Source organism: Methylobacterium gossipiicola (assembly GCF_900113485.1).
In the GTDB taxonomy this organism is placed as follows: Bacteria; Pseudomonadota; Alphaproteobacteria; order Rhizobiales; family Beijerinckiaceae; genus Methylobacterium; species Methylobacterium gossipiicola.
In genome coordinates this window covers 111,311-131,672 of the sequence record NZ_FOPM01000011.1, presented here as the reverse complement: position 1 = coordinate 131,672, position 20,362 = coordinate 111,311, and the positions used below count along the sequence as shown (strand labels likewise).

Below are 20,362 nucleotides of genomic sequence, written 5' to 3'. Positions count from 1 at the left end.
AAGGAGAGAGGGCTTAGAAGGGTTGCCTCGACTCTGCCCCCATCACCGCCGTCGCCCGCGATAAGCCGCGGGCCACGGTTCCTGCGTCCGAGGCGGGTGGAGCGTGTTCCACCCATACCTCCACTGGATAAGAGTGAGATCAACGGGGCGCTTCGATGATGAAGTCCAGTTTGATCCGGAATGCTGGCGTCATGAACGAGAAATAGGTCGCCGCCACGCCCGCCAACCCCGCCGCGATACCAACGGTCGAAAGGAAGATTGTAACCGTCCCCCCCCTGGCCACCTACGCTGGTGACTGTCACGGCAGGGACAGAGGTTTGTTCCGACACTGACTGCGTCCCTGTGACGTTCAGCTCGAACGACGTGCCGGAATGGCCCGCACCTGCCTTCATTTCGGACGTTGCGGGGGTCCCCTTCGCCCCTATGTTGGTGCGACTGATTGGGTTGGAGTGACCAACGATACCCTCCGCGCCGGCGTGCGAGAGGAGCGCGACCGAGATGGTGACGGTGCTGATGCCAACAGCCAGATTCCGCTTGATCGAGCAAGATGAAGAAACGGAGGTCAGACGGAATGTGGGCACGGAATGCTTTCCCAATGGCACTGTTTGCATTTATTTGATTGTGGTAAAAATCTTATTAACGTGATCAAATTTGAGCAGCGCTTCCGACGAGCGTTGACCGTATGTAGTTGAGCGGCTCACGCTTGTTCCGGTCGATCTGCTGCGTCCGGCAGTTCATCGGTATGAAGAAGCCGAGTTGAGCTAGGGCGTGTCATCGTTTGAGCCAATCGAGGACGATGACCTTGCCCCCTGGCCTGCCCTCGTTCTGAAGCTAGGGTCCGTCGAGTAGGAGACGGACGATGAAGAAGAGCCGGTTCAGCGAAGAGCAGATCATCGGCATCCTGAAGGAGCAGCAGGCTGGGCTGCCAGTGGCCGAGATCTGCCGCCGCCACGGCATCAGCGACGCGACGTTCTACACGTGGCGCTCGCGCTACGGCGGCATGGAGGTCTCGGACGCGCGTCGCCTGAAGGCGCTCGACGAGGAGAACCGCAAGCTCAAGAAGCTCCTGGCCGAGGCGATGCTCGACGTGGCCACCCTGCGCGAGGCTTTGGGAAAAAACTTCTGACACTCGGCGCACGGAGAACTGAACCGCACCGGGTTTGAACCGCACCGGGTTTCTCGGAGGCTCCAACTCTTGAGAGACTGGAGCCATGACGAAGCATAGCCCACCCTTTTCCCCTGAAGTTCGCGAGCGAGCGGTCCGGCTGGTTCGGGAGCATGAGAGCGAGCACGGCTCGCAATGGGCCGCGATCCAGTCGATCGCGGCCAAGATCGGTTGCTCGGGCGAGACGCTGCGCAACTGGGTGAGGCAGGCCGAACGCGACCGCGGCGTTCGGGCTGGCCCAACGACGGAGGAGAGCGAGCGGATCGAGGCGCTGGAGCGAGAGAACCGTGAGCTCCGGCAGGCGAACGAGATCCTGCGCAAGGCGAGCGCGTATTTTGCCCAGGCGGAGCTCGACCGCCGGTTCCGGTCATGATCGCCTTCATCGACGATCACCGCGCTCTGTACGGGGTCGAGCCGATCTGCAGGGTTCTGCCGATCGCCCCGTCGACGTACCGGGCCCATGCCGCACGGCGGGCCGATCCTGGCCGGCTGCCGCCCCGGGCCAAGCGCGATGCGGTGCTGATGGCCGAGATCCGGCGCGTGCACGCAGCCAACTTCGGCGTCTACGGGGTGCGGAAGGTCTGGCGGCAACTCGCCCGCGAGGGGATCGCGGTGGCGCGCTGCACGGTCGCCCGGCTGATGCGGGCGATGGGCTTGGCCGGCGTCGTCCGGGGGCGCAGGGTCCGGACCACCGTTCCCGATCCGGCGGCGGTCTGTCCCCTCGACCGGGTCAACCGGCAGTTCAAAGCCGAATGCCCGAACCGGCTCTGGGTGGCGGATTTTACCTACGTGGCGACCTGGGTCGGGTTCGTCTACGCGGCCTTCGTGATCGACGTCTTCGCCCGCCGGATCGTCGGCTGGCGGGTATCGCGCTCGGCTCGGGCGGACTTCGTGCTCGATGCCCTGGAGCAGGCCCTGCACGAGCGCCGCCCCTTCGGTCACGGCCTCGTCTGTCATTCCGACCGCGGCTCGCAATACGTCAGCGTCCGCTACACCGAGCGCCTCGCTGAGGCCGGCATCGAACCGTCCGTCGGCAGCGTCGGCGATTCATACGATAACGCCCTCGCGGAGACGATCATCGGCCTGTTCAAAACCGAGGTGATCCATCGGCGTGGGCCGTGGCGCTCCTTCGAAGCCGTCGAGTACGCCACCCTGGAGTGGGTGGATTGGTTCAATCACCGACGGCTGCTCGAACCGACCGGCAATATCCCTCCCGCCGAGGCGGAAGCACGCTATTATGCCCAGGCCGAGGTCCAAGCCTTGGCCGCCTGACCCAAACCAAACGGCCTCCGGGAAACCCGGTGCGGTTCAGTCTTCGGCTCCAGGCCGATCAGCCCGCAGGCGCGACGCTGCGAATAGCCCTTCTCTTCGATGGCCCAGTTCACGGCCGTTCTCCGTGCGCCGGGCGTCAGAAGTTTTTTCCCCAGCGCCTCACGCAGCGTCGCCACGTCGAGCATCGCCTCGGCCAGGAGCTTCTTGAGCTTGCGGTTCTCCTCATCGAGCGCCTTCAGACGCCGCGCGTCCGAGACCTCCATATCGCCGAAACGCGAGCACCACGTGTAGAACGTCGCGTCGCTGATGCCGTGGCGACGGCAGATCTCAGCGACCGGTAGCCCAGCCTGCTGCTCCTTCAGGATGCCGATGATCCGCTCTTCGCTGAACCGGCTCTTCATCATGGTCCGTCTTCTGCTCGACGGACCCTAGCTTCAGAACGAGGGCAATCCGGGAGGCAAGGTCACAATCGTTGCGGTCCTTGGGACGGAGATTTTGCCATTTGTTGTAGCAAAAATTTACATGAAGCCTGGCCGCAAGTATGCGCGGCCGGGCTGTGAGGGTATCATCAAATTAATTGCGTCGAATGCTGCGACAGCAATTAGACGATGAGTACATCATAATGATCTACCGGAATTGGCTTAAAGTTTCCACCTTCAAAATATTCACGCGAGTATGAGTTTTGTTCCTCCCTCCAACTATTCTCATCATATTGTTGTCCTACAGGTTTTCTAAGAAACGAGAAGCCAAGGTCACCATCCTTGAAGTTTTTGACTGTTATTTTTCCATCTATGGAACTCATTTCAGGCCGTGAAATTCCACTGGACGGATCCGTATACTCTCCAGTCGCCTTCTGAAAACTTATGACCAAGTCTCCCACATCGTTCATTTCCATGCCAATGCGCGGTACAAATGGCAATTCGTCGCCAGAATTATAGATATACTTTGGGGCGTAGTTATCGATTTCCCATACACCCAAGTCAGAGCCCATATCAAAATATTCTGTATGATGAAATTCCTCCGTTATCGCATCTATACTGGCACGGTTTTTGTTTCCAATACCTCCTTTTATCTGTATTCCATGGTCGGAGCTTTCGATTTTTGGGCTTGAATCGCTCGACTGAAATAAATCTGCACGAACAAACAATTTGTCGAGACCATCGACTGTGTCGATAACAAGATCGCCGCCAGACCAGATGAAATTATCAGCACCGTTTTCCGAGCCGGTCATATGATCGTGACCGCCCCTACCACCATCAAGATAACCGTTTGTGCCATTTCCGATGATCGTATCATCCCCAGCACCACCGAAAATGCTTACGCCGTTGGCAAGCGCAGCTTTCACGGAATTTGTGCCGTTTCCGGCCTCAAAGATTTTGATAGTCGCACCAAGGGTTACGCTGTCCCCGTTATCAGTGCCCCAAATCGATTCAAAATTCTTGAATTCCAGCGATGAAAGTCCCGGAGTATTTACAAACTGCATGTTATCCGAAGGCGCAGTGTCATTTCCTGAAACGAGTGATCCAGAAAATTTACTAAAATCGAGCGTCTTCTGCGCAACACTGGCGTTTATGTTAGCGTCGAGGATTAAACTTTGCTTTGGGACCGTAGCAATAGCACCGTCAACGGAGCCATCAACGAACTTGACCGCCCCATTGTCGGACGCAAGTTTGATTTCGAACGCGCCGTCGTATGTATCGTGCCCGGCGTCCAAGCCGCCGATCTTTTTCGTGGCACTAACGAGGTGGCCATCCGATATTTGGAACTCTTTTACTTTGATGGACTTTTCTTCAAATTTCTCCGCATAGTCAATCGTTGACCGTCCGTACGTCTCAGTAATGAACAGGTCATTGCCGGTCGATGCGTAAATTTGGTGGTATCCAGTGCCTGCATACACCGTATCTGATGAGAATGTGCTTTTGATTTCGATTTCGGCCCGATCCGAGGGTTTATCGGCACCAAAAATCATCATCTTGGGTGCATCTTGCCAGTTGGGATAGTCGGACTTTAAAATTTTTATGGCGCGGTTAAATATATCGCCGTTGATGTTCGTTCCATGGGAATTATTTGAGACTTTGTCTTCAGTGCCTTGATCACCGTGAGTCAGAACGCCAACTATCCACTTACTATTATTGTATTCTACGAAGACAGGGCTTCCGCTTTGGCCGCCCCAGTTTGCCATGTCCTTGAGTAAAAACGTACTTTTGTTTTCCCTTTGGATTGTGCCAGAAACTTCGTATAGAGTATTACCTGGGATATGTGTTTTGTCTATTGCGCCAGACGGTGCCCCGGGATATCCAAAACTGGTTGCTTTGAGACCAACCAGTTTTAACGGTACGGTGGTGCCAGCATAGGTAATGATGCCAGGGGTATCAGCACCAAGGCCTTTGAATGGCAACGCTGAATCTGGATTAATATAGGCAATGTCAGGATTATTCGTTATACCATCGGCTGTCGTAATGATGTATTTGTATTCTGTGCTATTTACAAATTGCCCGTTGGCGTCCGATGAAGAACCATACTTCAGCCTGATTACATCGTCTGGTTTCTGGCCAGTTAAATTGTGGCCCGCCGTAAATATCAAGTGCGGTGAATATATGTACCCAGAACCTTGAGAATCTTTAATTTGACCGTCTTTTTCGTCAACATCCTTGAATGTGAGCCTGACGGCGTTCAAGTACTTGTCTGTTGGATTTTCGATGGCGTTGAAACGTGTGTCGACCATGATGCATCCTTTACTTAAATTTTAGACATTCGATCAACGTATGTCGTGGGGTCCGATTGAGAGCCGCCCTCCTAGTCCAAAGGTATGTCCCATCAGGTTGGAGATCGGCGTAGTTGTAGCCATTGTAAATTTGAGCGCAGAACTTAGAGGCAGCTTTCTCGTTCTCAGTTCGACAGTATACGAAAGTTACTTCGCATTCATATCCCTCGCTTGCACAGGAAGTTTGGCTTTCTTTATTATTTATTGCACGCTTACATGCGTCGCATCCGTTTGTCCACTCTAGACACAGCGGGTCATCGTATAATTTGGTATCTGTGAATTTATCAATCTCACTTAACGCTTTCGAAGGATGATTTAAAAATAAAACCATAAAAATTGATGCAAAAAATACTAGCTGCCTATACGTCATAATTTTCGCCTGTTTAGGAACGAAGTTTTACTATTCGCAATTTATACAACTTAACGTCCACGTCAATCCCCGCTATATCGTTAAGAATGTTTGAAGGCCTAACAGAACGGCACGATGCGTGGGGTTTGCGTTGGTTGAGCATGGCTCGACCTCTGCTTGCCGACGATCTTTGGAGCGAGATTGCTCCGCTCCTGCCGCCGCCTCGGCCTCGCCCGAAGGGCGGACGACCTCCGATTGACAATCGGGCAGCGCTGACCGGCATCTTGTTCGTGCTGCGCTTTGGCCTGCCATGGGAGATGTTGCCGGCCGAGATGGGTTGCGGGAGCGGCATGAGTTGCTGGTGGCGTCTGCGCGACTGGCAGGCAGCCGGCGTGTGGGCGCGTCTGCATCCGGTTCTGTTGGAGCGCCTGCACGCGGCCGGTGAGATCGACTGGCTATGAATCGGCGTAGAAGCATGACCCCGGCAAAAACTTTGCTGATGTTTGGTCCCGGCATTTGGTGGAGCGGGTTTGCCCTGAAGCGGCTGGGCTCGGCGGACCATGCTTTTGCAGATAGCCTCGTAGGGTGTGAGGCTACGCAAGGTCTTGAGGCGGCGGCCAAAGTTGTAGGCGCTGACGAAGTCGGCTAGGTGAGCGCGAAGCTGCTCGTGGCTGTCGTAGTGGTAGCGCTTGACCGTCGCATCCTTGATCGTACGGTTCACCCGTTCGACCTGACCGTTGGTCCAGGGGTGACGCGGCTTGGTCAGACGATGACCGATATTGTTGCGGGCACAGGCAAGTTCGAAGCTGTGAGCCGGAAGGTCTCGCCGGCTGCAATCGCTTCCTTGATGATGGAGGCAGCTGAGGCGACATTGCCGGGCGTGGTGAAGTGGGTGCCATTGTCGGTAAGCACTGTCTGCACCTTGTAGGGCACGGCCTCGATGAGATGGCGCAGGAAGTCGCCCGCTACCCGGCGCGTGGCGCGCTCGTGCAACTCGACGAAGGCGAACTTGGTCGTGCGGTCGATGGCGACGAGCAGGTAGAGCCGTCCTTGGGCCGTGTGGACCTCTGCCAGATCGATGTAGCCGAGCGGGTAGGCCTTAAAGCGGGCCCGCTTGGGCTTGTCGCCGTCGAACTCTGGCAATCGGCTGATGCCGTGGCGCTGCAGGCAACGGTGCAGCGACGAGCGGGCAGGTGCGGGATCGTCGCCTGGAGCGCGTAGAGGCAGTCGTCGAGTGGCAGGAGCGTGTGACGCCGAAAGGCGACCACGACCGCCTCGTCTTCCGGTGACAGAACCGTCGAACGCGGATCCTTCGGCCCCGTGCGCTGGTCGGCGACCGAGGTCCGCTGCCTCCACTTGGCAACCGTCTTCTGGTTGATCCCGTAGCGCTTCGAGAGCGCCCTCAGGCTCGCTTGACTATGCTGGATCGCTCGACGGATCGCCTCCGTCGTTGTGGCGCTGCCGTGAAGAACCTGGCCCATAGCGCGTCCCTCCACTCCGGCGTGAAGAATGCACCATCAAACCCTGGGATCAAACATCTAACGTACTCTATGATCTGCGAAAATCGAGATCGGGGTGGGGTCACGATCGGCGCCGATCGTGACCCCACCCCAAAGCGAAATTTAGCTTGTATTTTAACGTCTTGAGCCGAGTCCTGGGAGGGGTGAACCTTCGACGCCTTTTCACAGCCATCGGTTCAACGCACCAGCTCAACTGTCACGCCGACGGCGGGGTCGAGCGTCATCCAGGCCTGGTCCGCCGTCAGGGCAACGAGGCCGCGTGACTTCGCCAGCGCCAGGCAGGCGCGATCCCCGAATGAGAGCCCGGCCGAGCGTGTCGCCTGCCGGAGGGCGCCGCTCTCGACGGCCTGCGTGCGATCGAACTCGACGACAGTGAGGTGCAGATGTTCGAGCGCCCGGCTGACGGCCGCAACGGCACCGCCGCGCTCCACGAGCTTGGCGACGACCTCCGAGTAGTTCACGGCGGACATGACCGCTTCCGTCAGCGCGGCACGAATCCGATCCTGTCCCTCTTCCTGATTCAGCAGACAGAGCAGGGCAGAGGCGTCCAAGACGTATCTTGCAGCCATGATCTCACTCTTTGGCCGCTTCGGCACGCCGATCCGCGATCAGCTCGTTGACCACGCTGATCCCTTCGGGCACCAGGCCCCGAACGAGCTTCTGAATCTCTGCAATCGCTGTATCGCGCGAGCGAACCCGAAGCTCACCATCGACCATCTCCATCACGACGGTATCGCCGATCTGAAGCCCCATTTCGCGTCGAAAGCCGGCAGGGATGACGAGTTTGCCACCATCGACGATTTTAGTTGATCGCGACTCCATAACCGCACGGGCTCCATCATGCACCAGATGGAAGTTTATACCAGAACGCAGTGAGGTGCCATGATCTGATGGCGAACGGGTCGATTGCCGTGTAAAAAGGGCATACCCTTCCGCGCCGATCCTGAGGCACGCCGCCACCGAGTGGCAAAAGGGTCGGATTTGATTTATGCGTCAGAGGGAGTGCGCAAGCCACCCTTTTGGCACGTTTAAGAGCCCCAAATGGCCCGTTTCGGCTACGCCCGCGTCTCCTCCACCGACCAGGACCTCACCATCCAGCTCGAGAAGTTGAAGGCCGCCGGCTGCACCGTGGTCCGCTCGGAGAAGATGTCGGGCAAGTCGGCCGATGATCGGCCCGAGCTGGCCACCGTGATGCAGTTCCTGCGCGAAGGCGACGAGCTGGTCGTGGTCCGCCTGGACCGGCTCGGTCGCTCCACCCGTGACGTGCTCAACCTCGTCCACGACCTCGATCAGAGGGGCGCGTCCCTGCGTATCCTCGATCCCGAACTGACCACCGGCGGCGACGTCGGCCGGATCGTAGTCACTGTGCTCGGTATGGTGGCGGAGATGGAGCGCAAGTTCATCCTCGAGCGTCAACGGGCCGGCATTGAGGCCGCCAAGGCCGCGGGCGTCTACGCCGGCAAGGGCCGACCGAAATCCGTACCCATGGAGGAGATCCGCCGTCGCAACGCCGCTGGGGAGGGGGCGACGGCCATTTCCCGTGCTCTCGGGGTTTCACGCCGGAGCGTCTACCGGGCGCTGGATCGGTCCATCGCGGTGGAGGCCCTGGACCTCACAAACGACTTCTATGAATCGGCGTCGAAGCATGACCCCGGCGATAACTTTGCTAACGCACTATCTAATCTGCGAAAATCGAGATCGGGGTAGGGTCACGATCGGCGCCGATCGTGACCCTACCTCAAAGCGAAATATAGATTTTATTTCAATGGCTTGAGCCCAGACCTGGGAGGGGTGAACCTTCAACCCCTTTTCACAGGCTGTGAGTCAGACCCTCATTTCCTGTCAGGAAACCAAAAAAATAAGCGGCAGTGCCGCTCAAAATGAGCGTCACATACAGAGTTCAAAGGAAGATGGTTCTGTTTCTGAACCGGCATTCGAGATTCCGCAGAAGGAAGCGGCCGCGCCGGAACCAGTTCGGGCAGATGTCGGGATTCGCTCGACCTATCCGCTTGCGACGGTGCTCGATGCCTGCCCTAAGATTCAGGAGCTGGCCCCTAGTGGAATCCGATCTTGGCGCGAGCTGGTCGATGCGGCCGAGAAAGTCCGGTCCTGGCTTGGAATCAGTCCCAGCGCATGGAAGGCGGCACGGGAGGCGATGGGCGAGGACGCCGCCGCCGTGACGATCGCGGCCATCCTCGAACGACAGGAGCAGATCACCAGCCCAGGCGGCTATCTGCGCACCCTGACCGATCGCAAGCGCGCCGGCACCTACTCTCTCGGCCCCGTCTTGCAGGCGTTGAATCGGGCACGCCTCGCGCAGCTCGCCCCCCACGGCTTCTCCGGACCGCTGGCGCGCTCGACCGGCAGCACCGCTCCCGTCCAGCCATGACGAAGAAGCTCCTGAAGGGCCTTGCCTTGTTCGCCCTGTTCTGTGGACCTGTCCGGGCCGAGACGGTGGATGGGGCTTCGTTCCGCGTCGTCGACGGCGATACGGTCGATTTGGCGGGCGAGCGCATCCGTCTCATCGAACCCGACGCACCGGAGATTTCGAAGCCACGTTGCAATGCCGAGCTTGCCAAAGGGCTCCGCGCATCGGGACGCCTGCGCCAACTCCTCAAAGGCCCCGTTGAGATCGAGCGGTCCGGTCGGACAGACCGCTATGGCCGCACCCTGGCCTCTCTGATTGCCCCCCAGGGGAACGTTGCGACCATCCTCATCAGCGAAGGGCTCGCGGTCCTCTACCGGCCCGGTTTCGAAGCCTACCAGCAACGCGCCGCACACTGGTGCCCGGAGTAGCGATGACAGCAGCTCTTTCCGACCGTCAGCGGATTGAACTGGCGCTTCCCGCCTATCTGCTTTTCGTTCTCACCTCTGCGCCGGGCATTTTCACGCCGCATGACTCGACCCAGATGGATCGCGCCGAGGCGGATATATCCGGCCTCTGTACGCAGCTGCGTCTTGTGAGCCTCGAACCGTTCGCTGATCTGACGCCGAAGAAGCGTGACGCGCTCGTGCGCCGTCTACAACGCATTGCAAAAGTAGAAGTTGCCCAGTGGAAGGATCAATCTGCGATCTTGGTCATGCTAAAGCTCAGGATTTTCCTTGACGAACTGATTAATCGGCAAATTGTGATTCTTTGGGAAGGTACACCGATGGATTGGGCCATCCGGCAACTTACATCGATGAGTAAGCACGGCTTCGATGAACCGGAGCTGGTCGCCCTTGCTCATGCCCAGGCCGCTGAGATGCTTATCTCTTTTCAAAAGGAAGGGTTTTACCTTCCGGTTTTCGCCGGAAAATTCAGTAACTCGCAAGAAGTAGATTAGAAAATACCTAATTTTATATGCAGATAATCAGGGAAGCGCTTCAAATAATACATAGTTCTATCCATTTCAATATTGACATATATGCGAAAATTTCATAGTATTACTGGTGCAGATGTCTAGTGTGGATGATGCCATGCAAGAAATTCAAGATGAATCGAGCGTCTTGAGCGCAATCTATCTATCGAATGATGATCTAAAGGAGAAGCGGCGGATTGCGGATAAAGCAAATCTGCTTGGGTGCTCGCCGGCTCTTGTCGAGTACATCGAACGCCTTGAAGCCCAAATTCAGGAGCTTGGAGCGGGCCTCATTCCCAAGGCGCTCAATATCCGGCGGTAGCCCGGTGATCCGGGAGGATCGTGCCGCAGGGCGGTTGCCCCCTGTTCTGTAGGAGGCACCGCCTGATCGTGGCGGCCGTGCTCCGGAGGAGCACGGCCGTTGCCGAACTCGGGAAGCTCAGGCTGCTTCTGCGATGCGGATTTCCAGCTTGAGGCCGGCAGCGGTCGCCATGTCAACCAGGGCATCCAGGCTGAACTTACCGAGCTTGCCCCGGAGTAGATCGTTGATCCGAGGACGGGTGACGCCCAAGCGGACCGCCGCGACCTCTTGGGTCACGCCCCAGGATTTCACATGCGCAACAAGGGCGCCGAGTAGATCGGCGCGCGCCTTCATGCTGGCAGCTTCAGCCGGAGTGTTCGCGAGTGCGTCGAACACGTCATCAAAGGTCTGGACTTCCATCGCCTTAATCCTTCCACGCCTTGAGCCGCTTCGCGGCAATCTCGATGTCTTTTTGCGGTGTTTGTTGGGTCCGTTTCTCGAAAGCGTGCAGGACAAGGATACGATCCGGCAGCGTCGCGAGGTACAACACACGGAAGGCGCCCGAAGCCTCCCGAACTCTGATTTCCCTCACGCCCGGCCCAACGGTCTTCAGTGGCTTCCAGTCAGCGGGATCGTCGCCGGCCTGGACGGCGCGAAGCTGATAGCCCGCCTCGGAACGAGCATCGTCCGGAAAGTCCCGGAGTCGGGCGAGGCTGTCGCCTAAGAACGTGATCGGCTTCATGGAGGGCAGTGTATCGAAACCGATACACAAGCGCAATCGGCTTTTCCATACCTCACGCCGATCCGACGATGACGATAGGGGCGGATCAAGCAGCCCGCACAGTTGCCAGGAAGTGGGCTACCTCGACGCCGAGATGCTCGGATTGCCGCGACAGCTCGGAGGCCGCCGACAGGACCTGTGAGGCCGCCGCCCCGGTCTCCTCCGAGGCCTGCGCCACGCCGGCGATGTTGCCCGTCACTTCGTTCGTGCCGGCCGAGGCTTGCGCCACGTTGCGCACGATCTCCTGCGTCGCCGCCCCCTGCTGCTCCACCGCCGCCGCGATCGAGGTGGCCACGTCGTCGATCTCCCGGATCCGACCGGTGATCCCGCCGATCGCCGTCACCGCTTGAGCAGTCACGCCCTGGATCTGGCCGATCTGCCGGGCAATCTCCTCCGTGGCCTTGGCGGTCTGCTCGGCCAGGGCCTTCACCTCCGAGGCCACCACGGCGAAGCCGCGCCCCGCCTCTCCGGCGCGCGCCGCCTCGATGGTCGCGTTGAGCGCCAGCAGGTTGGTCTGCCCGGCGATGTTCGAGATCATGCCCACCATGTCGCCGATCCGGGCGGCGCTCTGGTTAAGCGCCTGCACCAGGTTGGCGGTCTCGGCGGCCTCGCCCACCGCCGCCTGGGCGAGGTGAGCCGAGCCGGTCACCTGTCGACCGATCTCCTGGACCGAAGAGCCGAGTTCCTCGGCGGCCGCCGCCACGGTGTTGACGTTGGTGGAGGCCTCCTCGGCGGCGGCCGCCACAGTTGTGGACTGGCTTGCCGTCTCCTGAGCGGTTGCGGTCATCTGCTGGGCGGTGGCCTGGAGTTCGGTGGCGGAAGAGGAGACCATTCCGACGATCCCGCCGACCGCTCGCTCGAAGCCGTCGGCGAGTTCGATCATGGTGCGCTTGCGCTCGGTGGCGGCAGCCTCGTCGGCAATGCGCCGGACCTCGGCCTCCTCGGCGGCCTTGCGGGCGACCATGGCCTTGATGCCCTCGACCGCCTTGCCAACGGCGCCGATCTCGTCGGCGCGTGCGGCCTCCCGGATATCGGCGTCGATTTCGCCCCGGGCCATGCGCTGCAGCACACCAACCAAATTACCGAGTGGGCGCGTGATACCGTTGATCGTCGTAAAACCAGCTGCCAGAAGTCCCACGAGCAGACCGACCCCACTGAACAGCATCAGGTTGTAGCGCGTGGTGTTGGTCTGATCGGTGAGGGCGCTTGAACCTTGATCCATCGCTGCGGCGATGTCGCTGCCGAGTTTTGTTCCCTCTTCGATCATCGCCGAGAAGGTCGGGTCGATGGTGCGATGGACGAGTTCGATGGCTTCGTCATTGCGATTGGATGCCCCGAGCTTACGGACTTCAGTCACGTCTTGCAGGAATTTATTGACTCGCGCCGCTTGGTCAGCAACCCGATTGTCAAACGCGGCCGGAGCTTGGTTTTTCAAGTTTTCGAGAGAAGTCTTGAGGAGCGGAACGGCTGCCTCGAAACCCTCGCCGGCCGCCTTCATCTGAGCATCGCTCTTTTCGGCAATAAGGCGGTAAACCCAATAATTGAGTTCTAATATAAGCCGATTGACACCGCGTGTCGTGGCCACGGCCTTTGCATCGCGTTCGATAAATACGCTATAGTTGTCGTCGATATACGTCATTCGGGACTGCCCGAACCAGATACAGCCACCCACCACGAAGCCGATCAGAACGACAACCGCTGAAAGTTTGGTGAGGATTTTGACATTCCCGAAAAAAGACATTGCTGCTCTCCGTGATTCGCGGAGATCATGCATCATATGATATAATTTTTTGCTTCAGCATGTATTGGAGCGCCGCTGTTTGGAGCATGAGGCCCAGACCCGCGCGGCGCAGTCGCGTGTTCCGATGCCTTGCCCGCCATCGAAAGGTCCGGCTTCAGGCTGTTGAGTCAGAAGCCGACGACCGCCTTGGGTGGGAAGCAGCTTGGCTGCTTTCAGTCGCATGACGTTCTTAAGCGGACCTAGGATGACCCGCCGTCTCTGGATGGACGGTCCAACCCATCGCATGGTCGAAGTTCGTTAAAGTCGGATGCCGACTTCATCAGAGGCGATGCGACCGGCGCGAAAGTGCTCTGCCTCGGGAGGCAGCGTGATTCACGATTGCAAAGGCCCGGTCACGCGATGTCTCGTGCTAGTCCGGCATGGCCAGCGCGTAGCCAACCGATCCGGCCTGTTCACGGGATTGCTGGACTCGCCCTTGACCGAGCAGGGCCGGATGGAAGCCGAGACAGCCGGGCGGCGTTTGGCCGAGCGCCGCTGGCGCTTTTCCGCTGCCTTCACCTCGACGCTGACGCGGGCCGTCGTGAGCGGCCGGCTGATCCTCGATGCGCTCGGGCAACCAGGATTGGTCCCCCAACGCTTCGCCGCGCTCGTCGAGCGAGACTACGGCGACCTCAGCGGGCTCGACAAGATCGCCGCCGTTGCGCGCTGGGGGGCGGAGCGGATCGAGACCTGGAGCCGCTCCTACGCCGAGGCGCCGCCGAACGGTGAGAGCCTGCGCGATACCGTCTCCCGCATTGTGCCATGCTACCTCCGAACCATCCAGCCGGCGGTCATGGGCGGAGACGTGCTCGTCGTCGCCCACGGTAAATGCCTGCGGGCGCTTGTGATGGCGCTCTAAGACCCCAGCCCGGCGGAGGTCGAGCACCTCGAACTCGCGACGGGCTCCGTCAGGATCTATGAGCTTGCCGCGGACACGACGATCGAAGCTCGCTGGATCGACGGGTGAATCCGCCTGTCGGCCCCCCACAATGGATCTCCACCGGCTGCAGAAGGTTCCACATTTCATCTATTTCAGTGATGGAAAGCATCTAATCATTCCGTTGGAGTGAATGAACAGGACCTGGGATCCTCCGGCATCACATCGGAGCCATCCATGTCCGCGCCCAGACTTTTCTCCCACTGTCGTTCGACGCGTGCTTTGGCCGGCACGAGAGCCATCCTTCCGGGACTCGGCCTCTGCGTGGCGGTCACCGCCGCCGCGGTCGGCTTCGAGGCCGTCGAAACGCACCTGTTCGGTCGCGCCTGGCTCGAAGCCCTGGTGCTGGCGATCCTACTCGGGAGCGCGATCCGCACCGCCTGGACCCCGTCGCAGCGTTTCTTTCCCGGCATCGCCTTCGGCGCCAAGACCGTGCTGGAGATCGCGGTCGTCCTGCTCGGGGCCTCGCTCAGCCTCACGAAGATCCTCGCCGCCGGTCCGGGCCTGCTCTTCGGCATCGCGGGCGTGGTCATTGTCGCGATCCTGTTGAGTTACGGCATCGGTCGGGCGCTCGGGCTGCATCCGCGCATGGCGATCCTCGTCGCCTGCGGTAACTCTATCTGCGGCAACTCAGCCATTGCCGCCACGGCCCCGGTAATCGGTGCCGACGGCGAGGACGTCGCAGCCTCCATCGCCTTCACCGCGGTGCTCGGCGTGCTGGTGGTGCTCGGCCTGCCGCTGCTGGTGCCGCTGCTTGGCCTGTCGCCTATGCAGTACGGCGTGCTCGCCGGCCTCACCGTCTACGCCGTGCCGCAGGTCCTCGCCGCCACCGCGCCGGTCGCGGCACTTAGCGTCCAGGTCGGGACGCTGGTCAAGCTGGTGCGCGTGTTGATGCTCGGCCCGGTCGTTCTGGCGCTCTCCCTCGGCGCAAGCCGGCTTCGCGAGGAGCCGGACGCGGCCGAACCTCGCGTCACGGCTGGGGACCGGCCGGCCGGCGGCCGTCTCGCAATCCACCGGCTCGTGCCATGGTTCATCCTGGCCTTCCTAGCGGTCGCTGCCCTGCGCTCGGCCGGACTGATCCCGGCCGTCGCCCTCAAGCCGATCTCACAGATGGCCAACCTCCTCACCATCGTCTCGATGGCGGCGCTCGGCCTCGGGGTCGACGTGCGCAGCGTCGCCAAGGCCGGCGCGCGGGTGACCCTGGCGGTAGTCGCCTCGCTCCTCGCGCTCGGCGCCGTCAGCCTCGGTCTGATCCGCGTGCTGGGCCTCGCTTGAACCGATCGGATGCGCCCGAGGCCCGGTCAGGCCCCGGCGAGGCATGGTGAGACGAAGAGCTCCCCGCGATAGGCCCCGCGCAACGTGCGCACGGACACGATCAGCCAGAGCAGGGTCAGCAAGCCGACGAGGCCCGCTCCGAGCCAGGCGAACCCGCTGAGTGCCGTCACTTCGCCGATCCGCAGGGTGGCCAGGGCATAGACGCCGAGCGGGAAGATGTAGCCCCACCAGCCGAGGTTGAACGGAACGCCGGCGCGCAGGTAGCGCACCGTAACAGCGAGCGAGAGCAGGAACCACCAAGCCCCATAGCCCCAGAGAATCAGTGCGCCGATGAGGCCCACGATCCTGAGGATGTCCGGAGCTCCGGCAAAACCGCCCGCCGCGAGGATCGGGCCACCGGCCTGCCCCAGCACGAGCAGGCCGAGCGCCCCGGTTCCGAGCGGACCGAGGGAGAGCCAGCTCGATGCCGCCATCTCTCGCGGCGGCAGGTTGTGCAGCGCCATGCGCAGCACCAGGATCGCCAGGATACTCAGCGCCAGCGGGACCGAGACGCCCCACAGCACGAAGCTCGTGACGATGACGGCGAGCTGCTGGCTCTCGCCGCTCAGGGCCGGGGCGAGCAGGCCGCCGGAGACGGCGACGACCTCGGCGGTCACTACCGGCAGCAGCCAGACGGCCGTCATCTGGTCGATGCGGTGCTCCTGACGGGTGAACATCAGATAGGGAATCGCGACGGCACAGATCAGAGCGAGCGCCACGTCGATCCACCACAGCGGCAGGGCGATGCGGACGGTATCGGCGCCGAGATACGGTGGACCGAAGATCAGCAGCCCGTTCAGCAGCGTCGCCAGCGCCATCGGGATCGCCCCGAAAAACATTGACACCGTCGAGTGTCCGAAGATCCGTCGGGCGCCATCGAAGTAGAAGATCCAGCGCGCGCCGTAGACCAGGCAGAAAGTTGCGAAGAGCACGACGGAGGCGAGCCAGAGCCCGAGCGGGACAGGGGCCAGCAGGGCATGCGTCGCCGGCAGACGGTCGAGGGCCAAGGCGACCACGCCAGTGCCCATCACCACTGTGAACCAGTTCGGCGTAAATTGCCGGATCACGTCCCGCGGATGCTGGAGGCGCGAGAGCGGCTTAAGGCCTGTGCTGATCGCCAGCAGACTGGATTCGGACACGGGGCGTTCTCGGGCTTCGGAGGGTCAACGCACCGGCTCTAGCACGCCCCCGCATCGCGCGCCGCCGCGATAGATAGCAGCTCGCAAGTGGCGGCTAATCATCAAAACAATCGATTAAAACTAGCTATGCAAACCGTTAGTACGAATGGTTTCCGGCCGCTACCTTCTTGTCATCACGAACCGACGTGACGACCCCACCAGAAGGATATCGACCATGACCCGTACGATCGCCGCCCTCGCCCTCACCGCGTCCGCCCTTGTCGGCATGACGGGCCTCTCGCAGGCCCAGGGCCTCCGCGCTCCGCAGGCCCGCTCCATCACCAGCCCATCCGCACCGATCTACGGCGACGCCGATGGCGCCAACGCCAAGAACCCGGCACTCCCGGCCTACGCCCGTGGCCGCGGCCAGGAGACCGGCGGCCCGGCGCGGGAACTGATCGGTCGCTGACAGCGCCCCGTTGGCCGCCGGGCATCAGTCCGGCGGCGCGTGAAGCCTTCGACCACCCGAATGGCAGGGAGATCCATCATGACCCGACCCACCTTCGAGACCACCGACGAGGCCCGGCAGGGCGAGACCAGCGGTCATATGCGCTGGGTCCTGTTCTGGACGGTCGCCCTGACTGTCGCCGCCGTCGGCACCGCCTGGCTGACGATCACCTGATCCGGCCGCCCGCCATTGATTGAAGATCGGAAATCTTCGGATGATCGCAATCGGAGATCGTTCAAATTTCTAACGATCATTGGATGGAATAATCGTCTCGCCGTAGCATCTCCTTCATGGGGAAGTCGCCTCTTTGCCGGGATGACATGGATCGACGACCCGAGTTTCCGGCGGCGAGACCGGACCGTCCCGACCGACGCCAATGCCGTCCGCCGACGGCGACACCGAGATCTAGCGACCGGCCGACGCGGTCCAACAAACGATTCCAGGGAGACATCATGCGTCATCTGCACGAACCGTTGAACCGCCGCCTCGTCCTGGGTGGACTCGGGCTCGGCAGCCTCGGCGCCGCACTGCCGGCCTGGGCCGCGGGCTCGGTGAAGCTGCCTCTGCCGGGCGGCCCGGACGAGCGGGCGCTGACCACCGCCTTTCCGGGCAAGGGCGAGATGATCCTGCAGCGTACTCATCCTCCGCTGCTGGAGACGCCGTTTTCGGTGTTCGACGAGGGCGTGTTCACCCCTAACGACCGCTTCTACGTGCGCTGGCACTGGGCCTCGATCCCGACCGAGGTGGATGCCGACACCTTCCGGCTCAAGGTCCACGGCCATGTGGAGAAGGAACTCTCGCTCTCCCTCGACGCCATCGCCGGCCTGCCGCGCTTCGAGATCGCCGCGGTCAACCAGTGCTCGGGCAATTCGCGCGGGCTGTTCGAGCCGCGAGTGCCCGGCGCGCAATGGGCTAACGGCTCGATGGGCAACGCCAAATGGACCGGCGTACGCCTCAAGGATGTGCTCGAACAGGCCGGGGTGAAGGCCGGTGCCGTGCAGGTGCGCTTCGACGGCCTCGACGCGCCGGTGGTCGACGACGCGCCCGACTTCAAGAAATCGCTCGATCTCGATCACGCAAGCAATGGCGAGGTGATGATCGCCTACGCGATGAATGGCGAGCAATTGCCGCTGCTTAACGGCTTCCCGCTCCGGCTCGTGGTGCCGGGCTGGTACTCGACTTATTGGGTGAAGATGCTGTCCGACATCGAGGTGCTGGACAAGCCCGACGAACAATATTGGATGAAGACCGCCTATCGCATCCCCGATGTGCCGGGCGCTAACATCAAGCCCGGCCAGACCGGCTTCAAGACAGTGCCGATCAACAGGATGGTGCCGCGCTCGTTCGTCACCAATCTGCAGGACGGCGCCAGGGTGGCGGCCGGAACGCCGGTGGCCATCCGCGGCATCGCCTTCGGCGGCGATTGTGGGGTGAAGACGGTCGAGGTCTCTGGAGACGGCGGAGCGACGTGGGTCCCGGCGCAACTCGGGGCGGACGAGGGCCCCTACAGCTTCCGCCGCTTCGACGGCAGCCTGCCGGCGCTTGCTGCCGGGACCCATACGGTCAAGGTCCGCTGCACAAACACCAAGGGCGTCGCGCAAGGCATGGACCGGGTCTGGAACGCCAACGGCTTCATGCAGAACGGCATCGAGACCGTGTCCTTCCAGGCCGCTTGAGGAGAACAGCCATGAACACGATCCGCCCTGCGGCCCTCATCACCGCGCTCATCCTGTCTCCCTTGGTGGCGCTCGCGGCGCCTGCTCCCGAGCCGATGCGCTTCAGCTCGCAATCGATCGAATTTCCGACGTCCGACCGGATCTTTCCGGACGGGCCGGGAGCCGAGGCGGTCAATAACAATTGCCTCGCCTGCCACTCGGCCGGGATGGTGCTGACCCAGCCCAAGCTCACGAAGGCGCAGTGGACCGAGACCGTGAACAAGATGGTCCACGTCTACAAAGCGCCGGTCGATCAGGCCGATGTGCAGACCATCGTCGACTACCTCACGGCGTTGAAGCCCACGCCCTGAACCCTCGAATCCCGAGGCCGCCGTGCTTTTTTCGTCGGCCTCGGGGAATAGACCGCCCTCGCTGGCATCTCCCTAAGGCGATGCACGGCCTGACCGGTCCCGCACGACGCAATCCGATTTCGAACTCGCCCGCACGGCCGGCCCCAGGCCGCCGAACGAGGGCGCATGCCCGAGAGACACGCTTCATGACTGACGTCCGCACCAGCCTCCGCGCCCTCCTCGCCGGAGCTGCCTTGCTCCTCACCCAGAACCAACCTGGATTCGCCGCCGGCTTCGACGGCGCAATCAAGAACAACGCGCTCGCCCTGAACGCCGCCGGCACGGTCGCCGCGGTGTCGAACAGCGAGGAGAGCGCCGTCATCGTCTACGACGTCGCCAAGGGCACGGTGCTGCGCCGCCTCGACGGCTTCGTCACGCCGCGCAACATCGTGTTCGCGCCGGACGGCGCCCGCTTCTACGTCTCCGACAGCGGCACGGGCCGGATCACGGTCTACGAGACCGGCACCGGCAAAGAAGCCGGCGTTCTTGCCGCGGGCCCCGGTGCGTTCGGCACGGTGCTCTCGGCCGACGGGACAAAGCTCTACGTCAACAACGAGGCCGCGAGCACGCTGACCGTGTTCGACACCAAGACCATGCTCGCAGACGCCGTGATCCCCGGCTTCGCTCAGCCGCGCCAGGGCGTGAAGCTGTCGCCGGACGGCAAGACCGTGTTCGTGACGAACTTCCTCGGCGACAAGATCACGTTGGTCGACACCGCCACCAACAAGATCACCGGCGAGATCGTCGGGTTCGAAAAGCTGCGCGCCATCTCGATCACCAAGGACGGCAAGACGCTGTTTGCCGCCAACAGCGGCCGCAACACCATCGGCGTGGTCGATGTCGCCGCCCGCAAGGTCACCTCTGAAGTCGCGGTGGGCAAGGACCCCTACGGGGCCGCGCTGACCCCGGACGGGCGCTTCGTCTATTCGGGCAACCTCAAGGACAACTCCTTGTCGGTGATCGACACCGGCAGCCTCAAGGTCGTCGCCACGGTGACCGGGCTGAACGAGCCGCGCCAGGCGATCGCGTTCTCGGCCGACAACGCCCACGCGTACGTCCTCAACCGCGACCTCAGCGTGGCCGTGGTCGACCGCGCGAAGAACGCGGTGGTTTCGACGATGAAGCCGTGAAGCGTCGCGCGCCGGGT

Annotated in this window: 19 protein-coding genes, 5 pseudogenes and 1 other annotated feature; of the genes and pseudogenes, 15 read left to right on the top strand and 9 right to left on the bottom strand. The window is 61.4% G+C overall.

Annotation, left to right across the window (positions count from 1 at the left end):
* Positions 1-859 precede the first annotated feature (859 nt).
* A pseudogene (locus BM249_RS11790) lies at positions 860-1,117 on the top strand (transposase); the annotation flags it as partial.
* A 94-nt stretch (positions 1,118-1,211) separates the two neighbouring features.
* Positions 1,212-2,437 (top strand): IS3 family transposase gene (locus tag BM249_RS11785; RefSeq protein ID WP_091972084.1). Its coding sequence is split into 2 segments (ribosomal slippage): positions 1,212-1,500 and positions 1,500-2,437, totalling 1,227 coding nucleotides; the frame shifts between segments, so codons are not numbered across the junction.
* Positions 1,493-1,609 (top strand) — a sequence feature (AL1L pseudoknot). It overlaps the preceding gene by 117 nt.
* A 17-nt stretch (positions 2,438-2,454) precedes the next feature.
* Here BM249_RS11785 and BM249_RS11780 read toward each other — a convergent pair.
* Both BM249_RS11780 and BM249_RS21285 read right to left on the bottom strand, forming a co-directional pair.
* A pseudogene (locus BM249_RS11780) lies at positions 2,455-2,841 on the bottom strand (transposase); the annotation flags it as partial.
* A gap of 197 nt (positions 2,842-3,038) precedes the next feature.
* On the bottom strand, positions 3,039-5,162 hold the full coding sequence (locus BM249_RS21285; RefSeq protein WP_143103744.1) for a hypothetical protein: 2,124 nt from the start codon (positions 5,160-5,162) through the stop codon (positions 3,039-3,041).
* Between the two features lie 549 nt (positions 5,163-5,711).
* Between BM249_RS21285 and BM249_RS11775 the strand changes: the two are divergent.
* Positions 5,712-6,005 (top strand): annotated as a pseudogene (locus BM249_RS11775) (transposase); the annotation flags it as partial.
* A gap of 46 nt (positions 6,006-6,051) precedes the next feature.
* Here the strand turns inward: BM249_RS11775 and BM249_RS11770 are convergent.
* The 3 genes and pseudogenes from BM249_RS11770 to BM249_RS11760 form a co-directional block, all read right to left on the bottom strand.
* Positions 6,052-7,031: pseudogene (locus tag BM249_RS11770) on the bottom strand (IS481 family transposase); the annotation flags it as partial.
* 215 nt (positions 7,032-7,246) lie between these two features.
* Entirely contained in the window at positions 7,247-7,621 is a 375-nt protein-coding gene (locus BM249_RS11765) for a type II toxin-antitoxin system VapC family toxin (RefSeq protein ID WP_244528717.1), read from the bottom strand.
* 22 nt (positions 7,622-7,643) lie between these two features.
* Positions 7,644-7,892, bottom strand: coding sequence for an AbrB/MazE/SpoVT family DNA-binding domain-containing protein (locus BM249_RS11760; protein WP_091972080.1), 249 nt, complete (start codon positions 7,890-7,892; stop codon positions 7,644-7,646).
* A 219-nt stretch (positions 7,893-8,111) separates the two neighbouring features.
* Between BM249_RS11760 and BM249_RS11755 the strand changes: the two genes are divergently transcribed.
* The 5 genes from BM249_RS11755 (at position 8,112) to BM249_RS21280 (ending at position 10,733) form a co-directional block, all read left to right on the top strand.
* Complete coding sequence (locus tag BM249_RS11755; RefSeq protein WP_244528716.1) at positions 8,112-8,777, top strand: recombinase family protein; 666 nt, start codon at positions 8,112-8,114, stop codon at positions 8,775-8,777.
* 112 nt (positions 8,778-8,889) lie between these two features.
* Positions 8,890-9,459, top strand: a complete 570-nt coding sequence (repC, locus tag BM249_RS11750; protein ID WP_091972078.1) for a plasmid replication protein RepC — start codon at positions 8,890-8,892, stop codon at positions 9,457-9,459.
* Positions 9,456-9,866: a thermonuclease family protein gene (locus BM249_RS11745; RefSeq protein ID WP_091972076.1), complete on the top strand. Its 411-nt coding sequence runs from the start codon at positions 9,456-9,458 to the stop codon at positions 9,864-9,866. Before repC ends, BM249_RS11745 begins: the two co-directional genes overlap by 4 nt.
* A gap of 2 nt (positions 9,867-9,868) precedes the next feature.
* Positions 9,869-10,396, top strand: coding sequence for a hypothetical protein (locus BM249_RS11740; protein WP_177232398.1), 528 nt, complete (start codon positions 9,869-9,871; stop codon positions 10,394-10,396).
* 133 nt (positions 10,397-10,529) lie between these two features.
* Positions 10,530-10,733: a hypothetical protein gene (locus tag BM249_RS21280; RefSeq protein ID WP_143103743.1), complete on the top strand. Its 204-nt coding sequence runs from the start codon at positions 10,530-10,532 to the stop codon at positions 10,731-10,733.
* Between the two features lie 117 nt (positions 10,734-10,850).
* Here BM249_RS21280 and BM249_RS11735 read toward each other — a convergent pair whose 3' ends face one another.
* The 3 genes from BM249_RS11735 to BM249_RS11725 form a co-directional block, all read right to left on the bottom strand.
* Positions 10,851-11,132: a helix-turn-helix domain-containing protein gene (locus tag BM249_RS11735; RefSeq protein ID WP_091972074.1), complete on the bottom strand. Its 282-nt coding sequence runs from the start codon at positions 11,130-11,132 to the stop codon at positions 10,851-10,853.
* Positions 11,133-11,136: 4 nt separating this feature from the next.
* A complete protein-coding gene (locus BM249_RS11730; RefSeq protein ID WP_091972072.1) occupies positions 11,137-11,454 on the bottom strand; it encodes a type II toxin-antitoxin system RelE/ParE family toxin in 318 nt (105 codons plus the stop codon).
* Between the two features lie 85 nt (positions 11,455-11,539).
* On the bottom strand, positions 11,540-13,234 hold the full coding sequence (locus BM249_RS11725) for a methyl-accepting chemotaxis protein (protein ID WP_091972069.1): 1,695 nt from the start codon (positions 13,232-13,234) through the stop codon (positions 11,540-11,542).
* A 328-nt stretch (positions 13,235-13,562) separates the two neighbouring features.
* On the opposite strand from BM249_RS11725, the pseudogene BM249_RS11720 reads away from it, so the two are divergent.
* A pseudogene (locus tag BM249_RS11720) lies at positions 13,563-14,240 on the top strand (2,3-bisphosphoglycerate-dependent phosphoglycerate mutase).
* Between the two features lie 147 nt (positions 14,241-14,387).
* A complete protein-coding gene (locus BM249_RS11715; protein ID WP_043765941.1) occupies positions 14,388-15,485 on the top strand; it encodes a YeiH family protein in 1,098 nt (365 codons plus the stop codon).
* 26 nt (positions 15,486-15,511) lie between these two features.
* Here BM249_RS11715 and BM249_RS11710 read toward each other — a convergent pair whose 3' ends face one another.
* Complete coding sequence (locus BM249_RS11710; RefSeq protein ID WP_012752395.1) at positions 15,512-16,663, bottom strand: TDT family transporter; 1,152 nt, start codon at positions 16,661-16,663, stop codon at positions 15,512-15,514.
* Between the two features lie 214 nt (positions 16,664-16,877).
* Here BM249_RS11710 and BM249_RS11705 point away from each other — a divergent pair, with 214 nt between their 5' ends.
* From BM249_RS11705 to BM249_RS11690, 5 genes are all read left to right on the top strand, one after another.
* The gene (locus BM249_RS11705) at positions 16,878-17,111 is read left to right on the top strand and encodes a hypothetical protein (RefSeq protein ID WP_012752396.1); all 234 of its coding nucleotides are present in this window, start codon (positions 16,878-16,880) and stop codon (positions 17,109-17,111) included.
* Positions 17,112-17,189: 78 nt separating this feature from the next.
* Positions 17,190-17,324, top strand: coding sequence for a hypothetical protein (locus BM249_RS22140; RefSeq protein ID WP_012752397.1), 135 nt, complete (start codon positions 17,190-17,192; stop codon positions 17,322-17,324).
* A gap of 278 nt (positions 17,325-17,602) precedes the next feature.
* The gene (locus BM249_RS11700; RefSeq protein ID WP_012752398.1) at positions 17,603-18,826 is read left to right on the top strand and encodes a molybdopterin-dependent oxidoreductase; all 1,224 of its coding nucleotides are present in this window, start codon (positions 17,603-17,605) and stop codon (positions 18,824-18,826) included.
* Between the two features lie 11 nt (positions 18,827-18,837).
* Positions 18,838-19,176 carry a c-type cytochrome gene (locus BM249_RS11695; RefSeq protein WP_012752399.1) on the top strand — a complete coding sequence of 113 codons (339 nt, stop codon included), beginning with the start codon at positions 18,838-18,840 and terminating at the stop codon, positions 19,174-19,176.
* Between the two features lie 185 nt (positions 19,177-19,361).
* Positions 19,362-20,345 (top strand): beta-propeller fold lactonase family protein, encoded by a 984-nt coding sequence (locus BM249_RS11690; RefSeq protein WP_012752400.1) that lies wholly within the window; start codon positions 19,362-19,364, stop codon positions 20,343-20,345.
* Positions 20,346-20,362 lie beyond the last annotated feature (17 nt).

Bases quoted from the DNA above. Each gene is read 5' to 3' on its own strand.
- BM249_RS11735 (WP_091972074.1), bottom strand. From the start codon at position 11,132: ATGGAAGTCCAGACCTTTGATGACGTGTTCGACGCACTCGCGAACACT.
- BM249_RS11715 (WP_043765941.1), top strand. From the start codon at position 14,388: ATGTCCGCGCCCAGACTTTTCTCCCACTGTCGTTCGACGCGTGCTTTG.
- BM249_RS11705 (WP_012752396.1), top strand. From the start codon at position 16,878: ATGACCCGTACGATCGCCGCCCTCGCCCTCACCGCGTCCGCCCTTGTC.
- BM249_RS11690 (WP_012752400.1), top strand. From the start codon at position 19,362: ATGACTGACGTCCGCACCAGCCTCCGCGCCCTCCTCGCCGGAGCTGCC.
- BM249_RS11760 (WP_091972080.1), bottom strand. From the start codon at position 7,892: ATGGAGTCGCGATCAACTAAAATCGTCGATGGTGGCAAACTCGTCATC.
- BM249_RS11730 (WP_091972072.1), bottom strand. From the start codon at position 11,454: ATGAAGCCGATCACGTTCTTAGGCGACAGCCTCGCCCGACTCCGGGAC.
- BM249_RS11725 (WP_091972069.1), bottom strand. From the start codon at position 13,234: ATGTCTTTTTTCGGGAATGTCAAAATCCTCACCAAACTTTCAGCGGTT.
- BM249_RS21285 (WP_143103744.1), bottom strand. From the start codon at position 5,162: ATGGTCGACACACGTTTCAACGCCATCGAAAATCCAACAGACAAGTAC.
- BM249_RS11740 (WP_177232398.1), top strand. From the start codon at position 9,869: ATGACAGCAGCTCTTTCCGACCGTCAGCGGATTGAACTGGCGCTTCCC.
- BM249_RS11695 (WP_012752399.1), top strand. From the start codon at position 18,838: ATGAACACGATCCGCCCTGCGGCCCTCATCACCGCGCTCATCCTGTCT.
- BM249_RS11700 (WP_012752398.1), top strand. From the start codon at position 17,603: ATGCGTCATCTGCACGAACCGTTGAACCGCCGCCTCGTCCTGGGTGGA.
- BM249_RS11745 (WP_091972076.1), top strand. From the start codon at position 9,456: ATGACGAAGAAGCTCCTGAAGGGCCTTGCCTTGTTCGCCCTGTTCTGT.
- BM249_RS11755 (WP_244528716.1), top strand. From the start codon at position 8,112: ATGGCCCGTTTCGGCTACGCCCGCGTCTCCTCCACCGACCAGGACCTC.
- BM249_RS21280 (WP_143103743.1), top strand. From the start codon at position 10,530: ATGCAAGAAATTCAAGATGAATCGAGCGTCTTGAGCGCAATCTATCTA.
- BM249_RS22140 (WP_012752397.1), top strand. From the start codon at position 17,190: ATGACCCGACCCACCTTCGAGACCACCGACGAGGCCCGGCAGGGCGAG.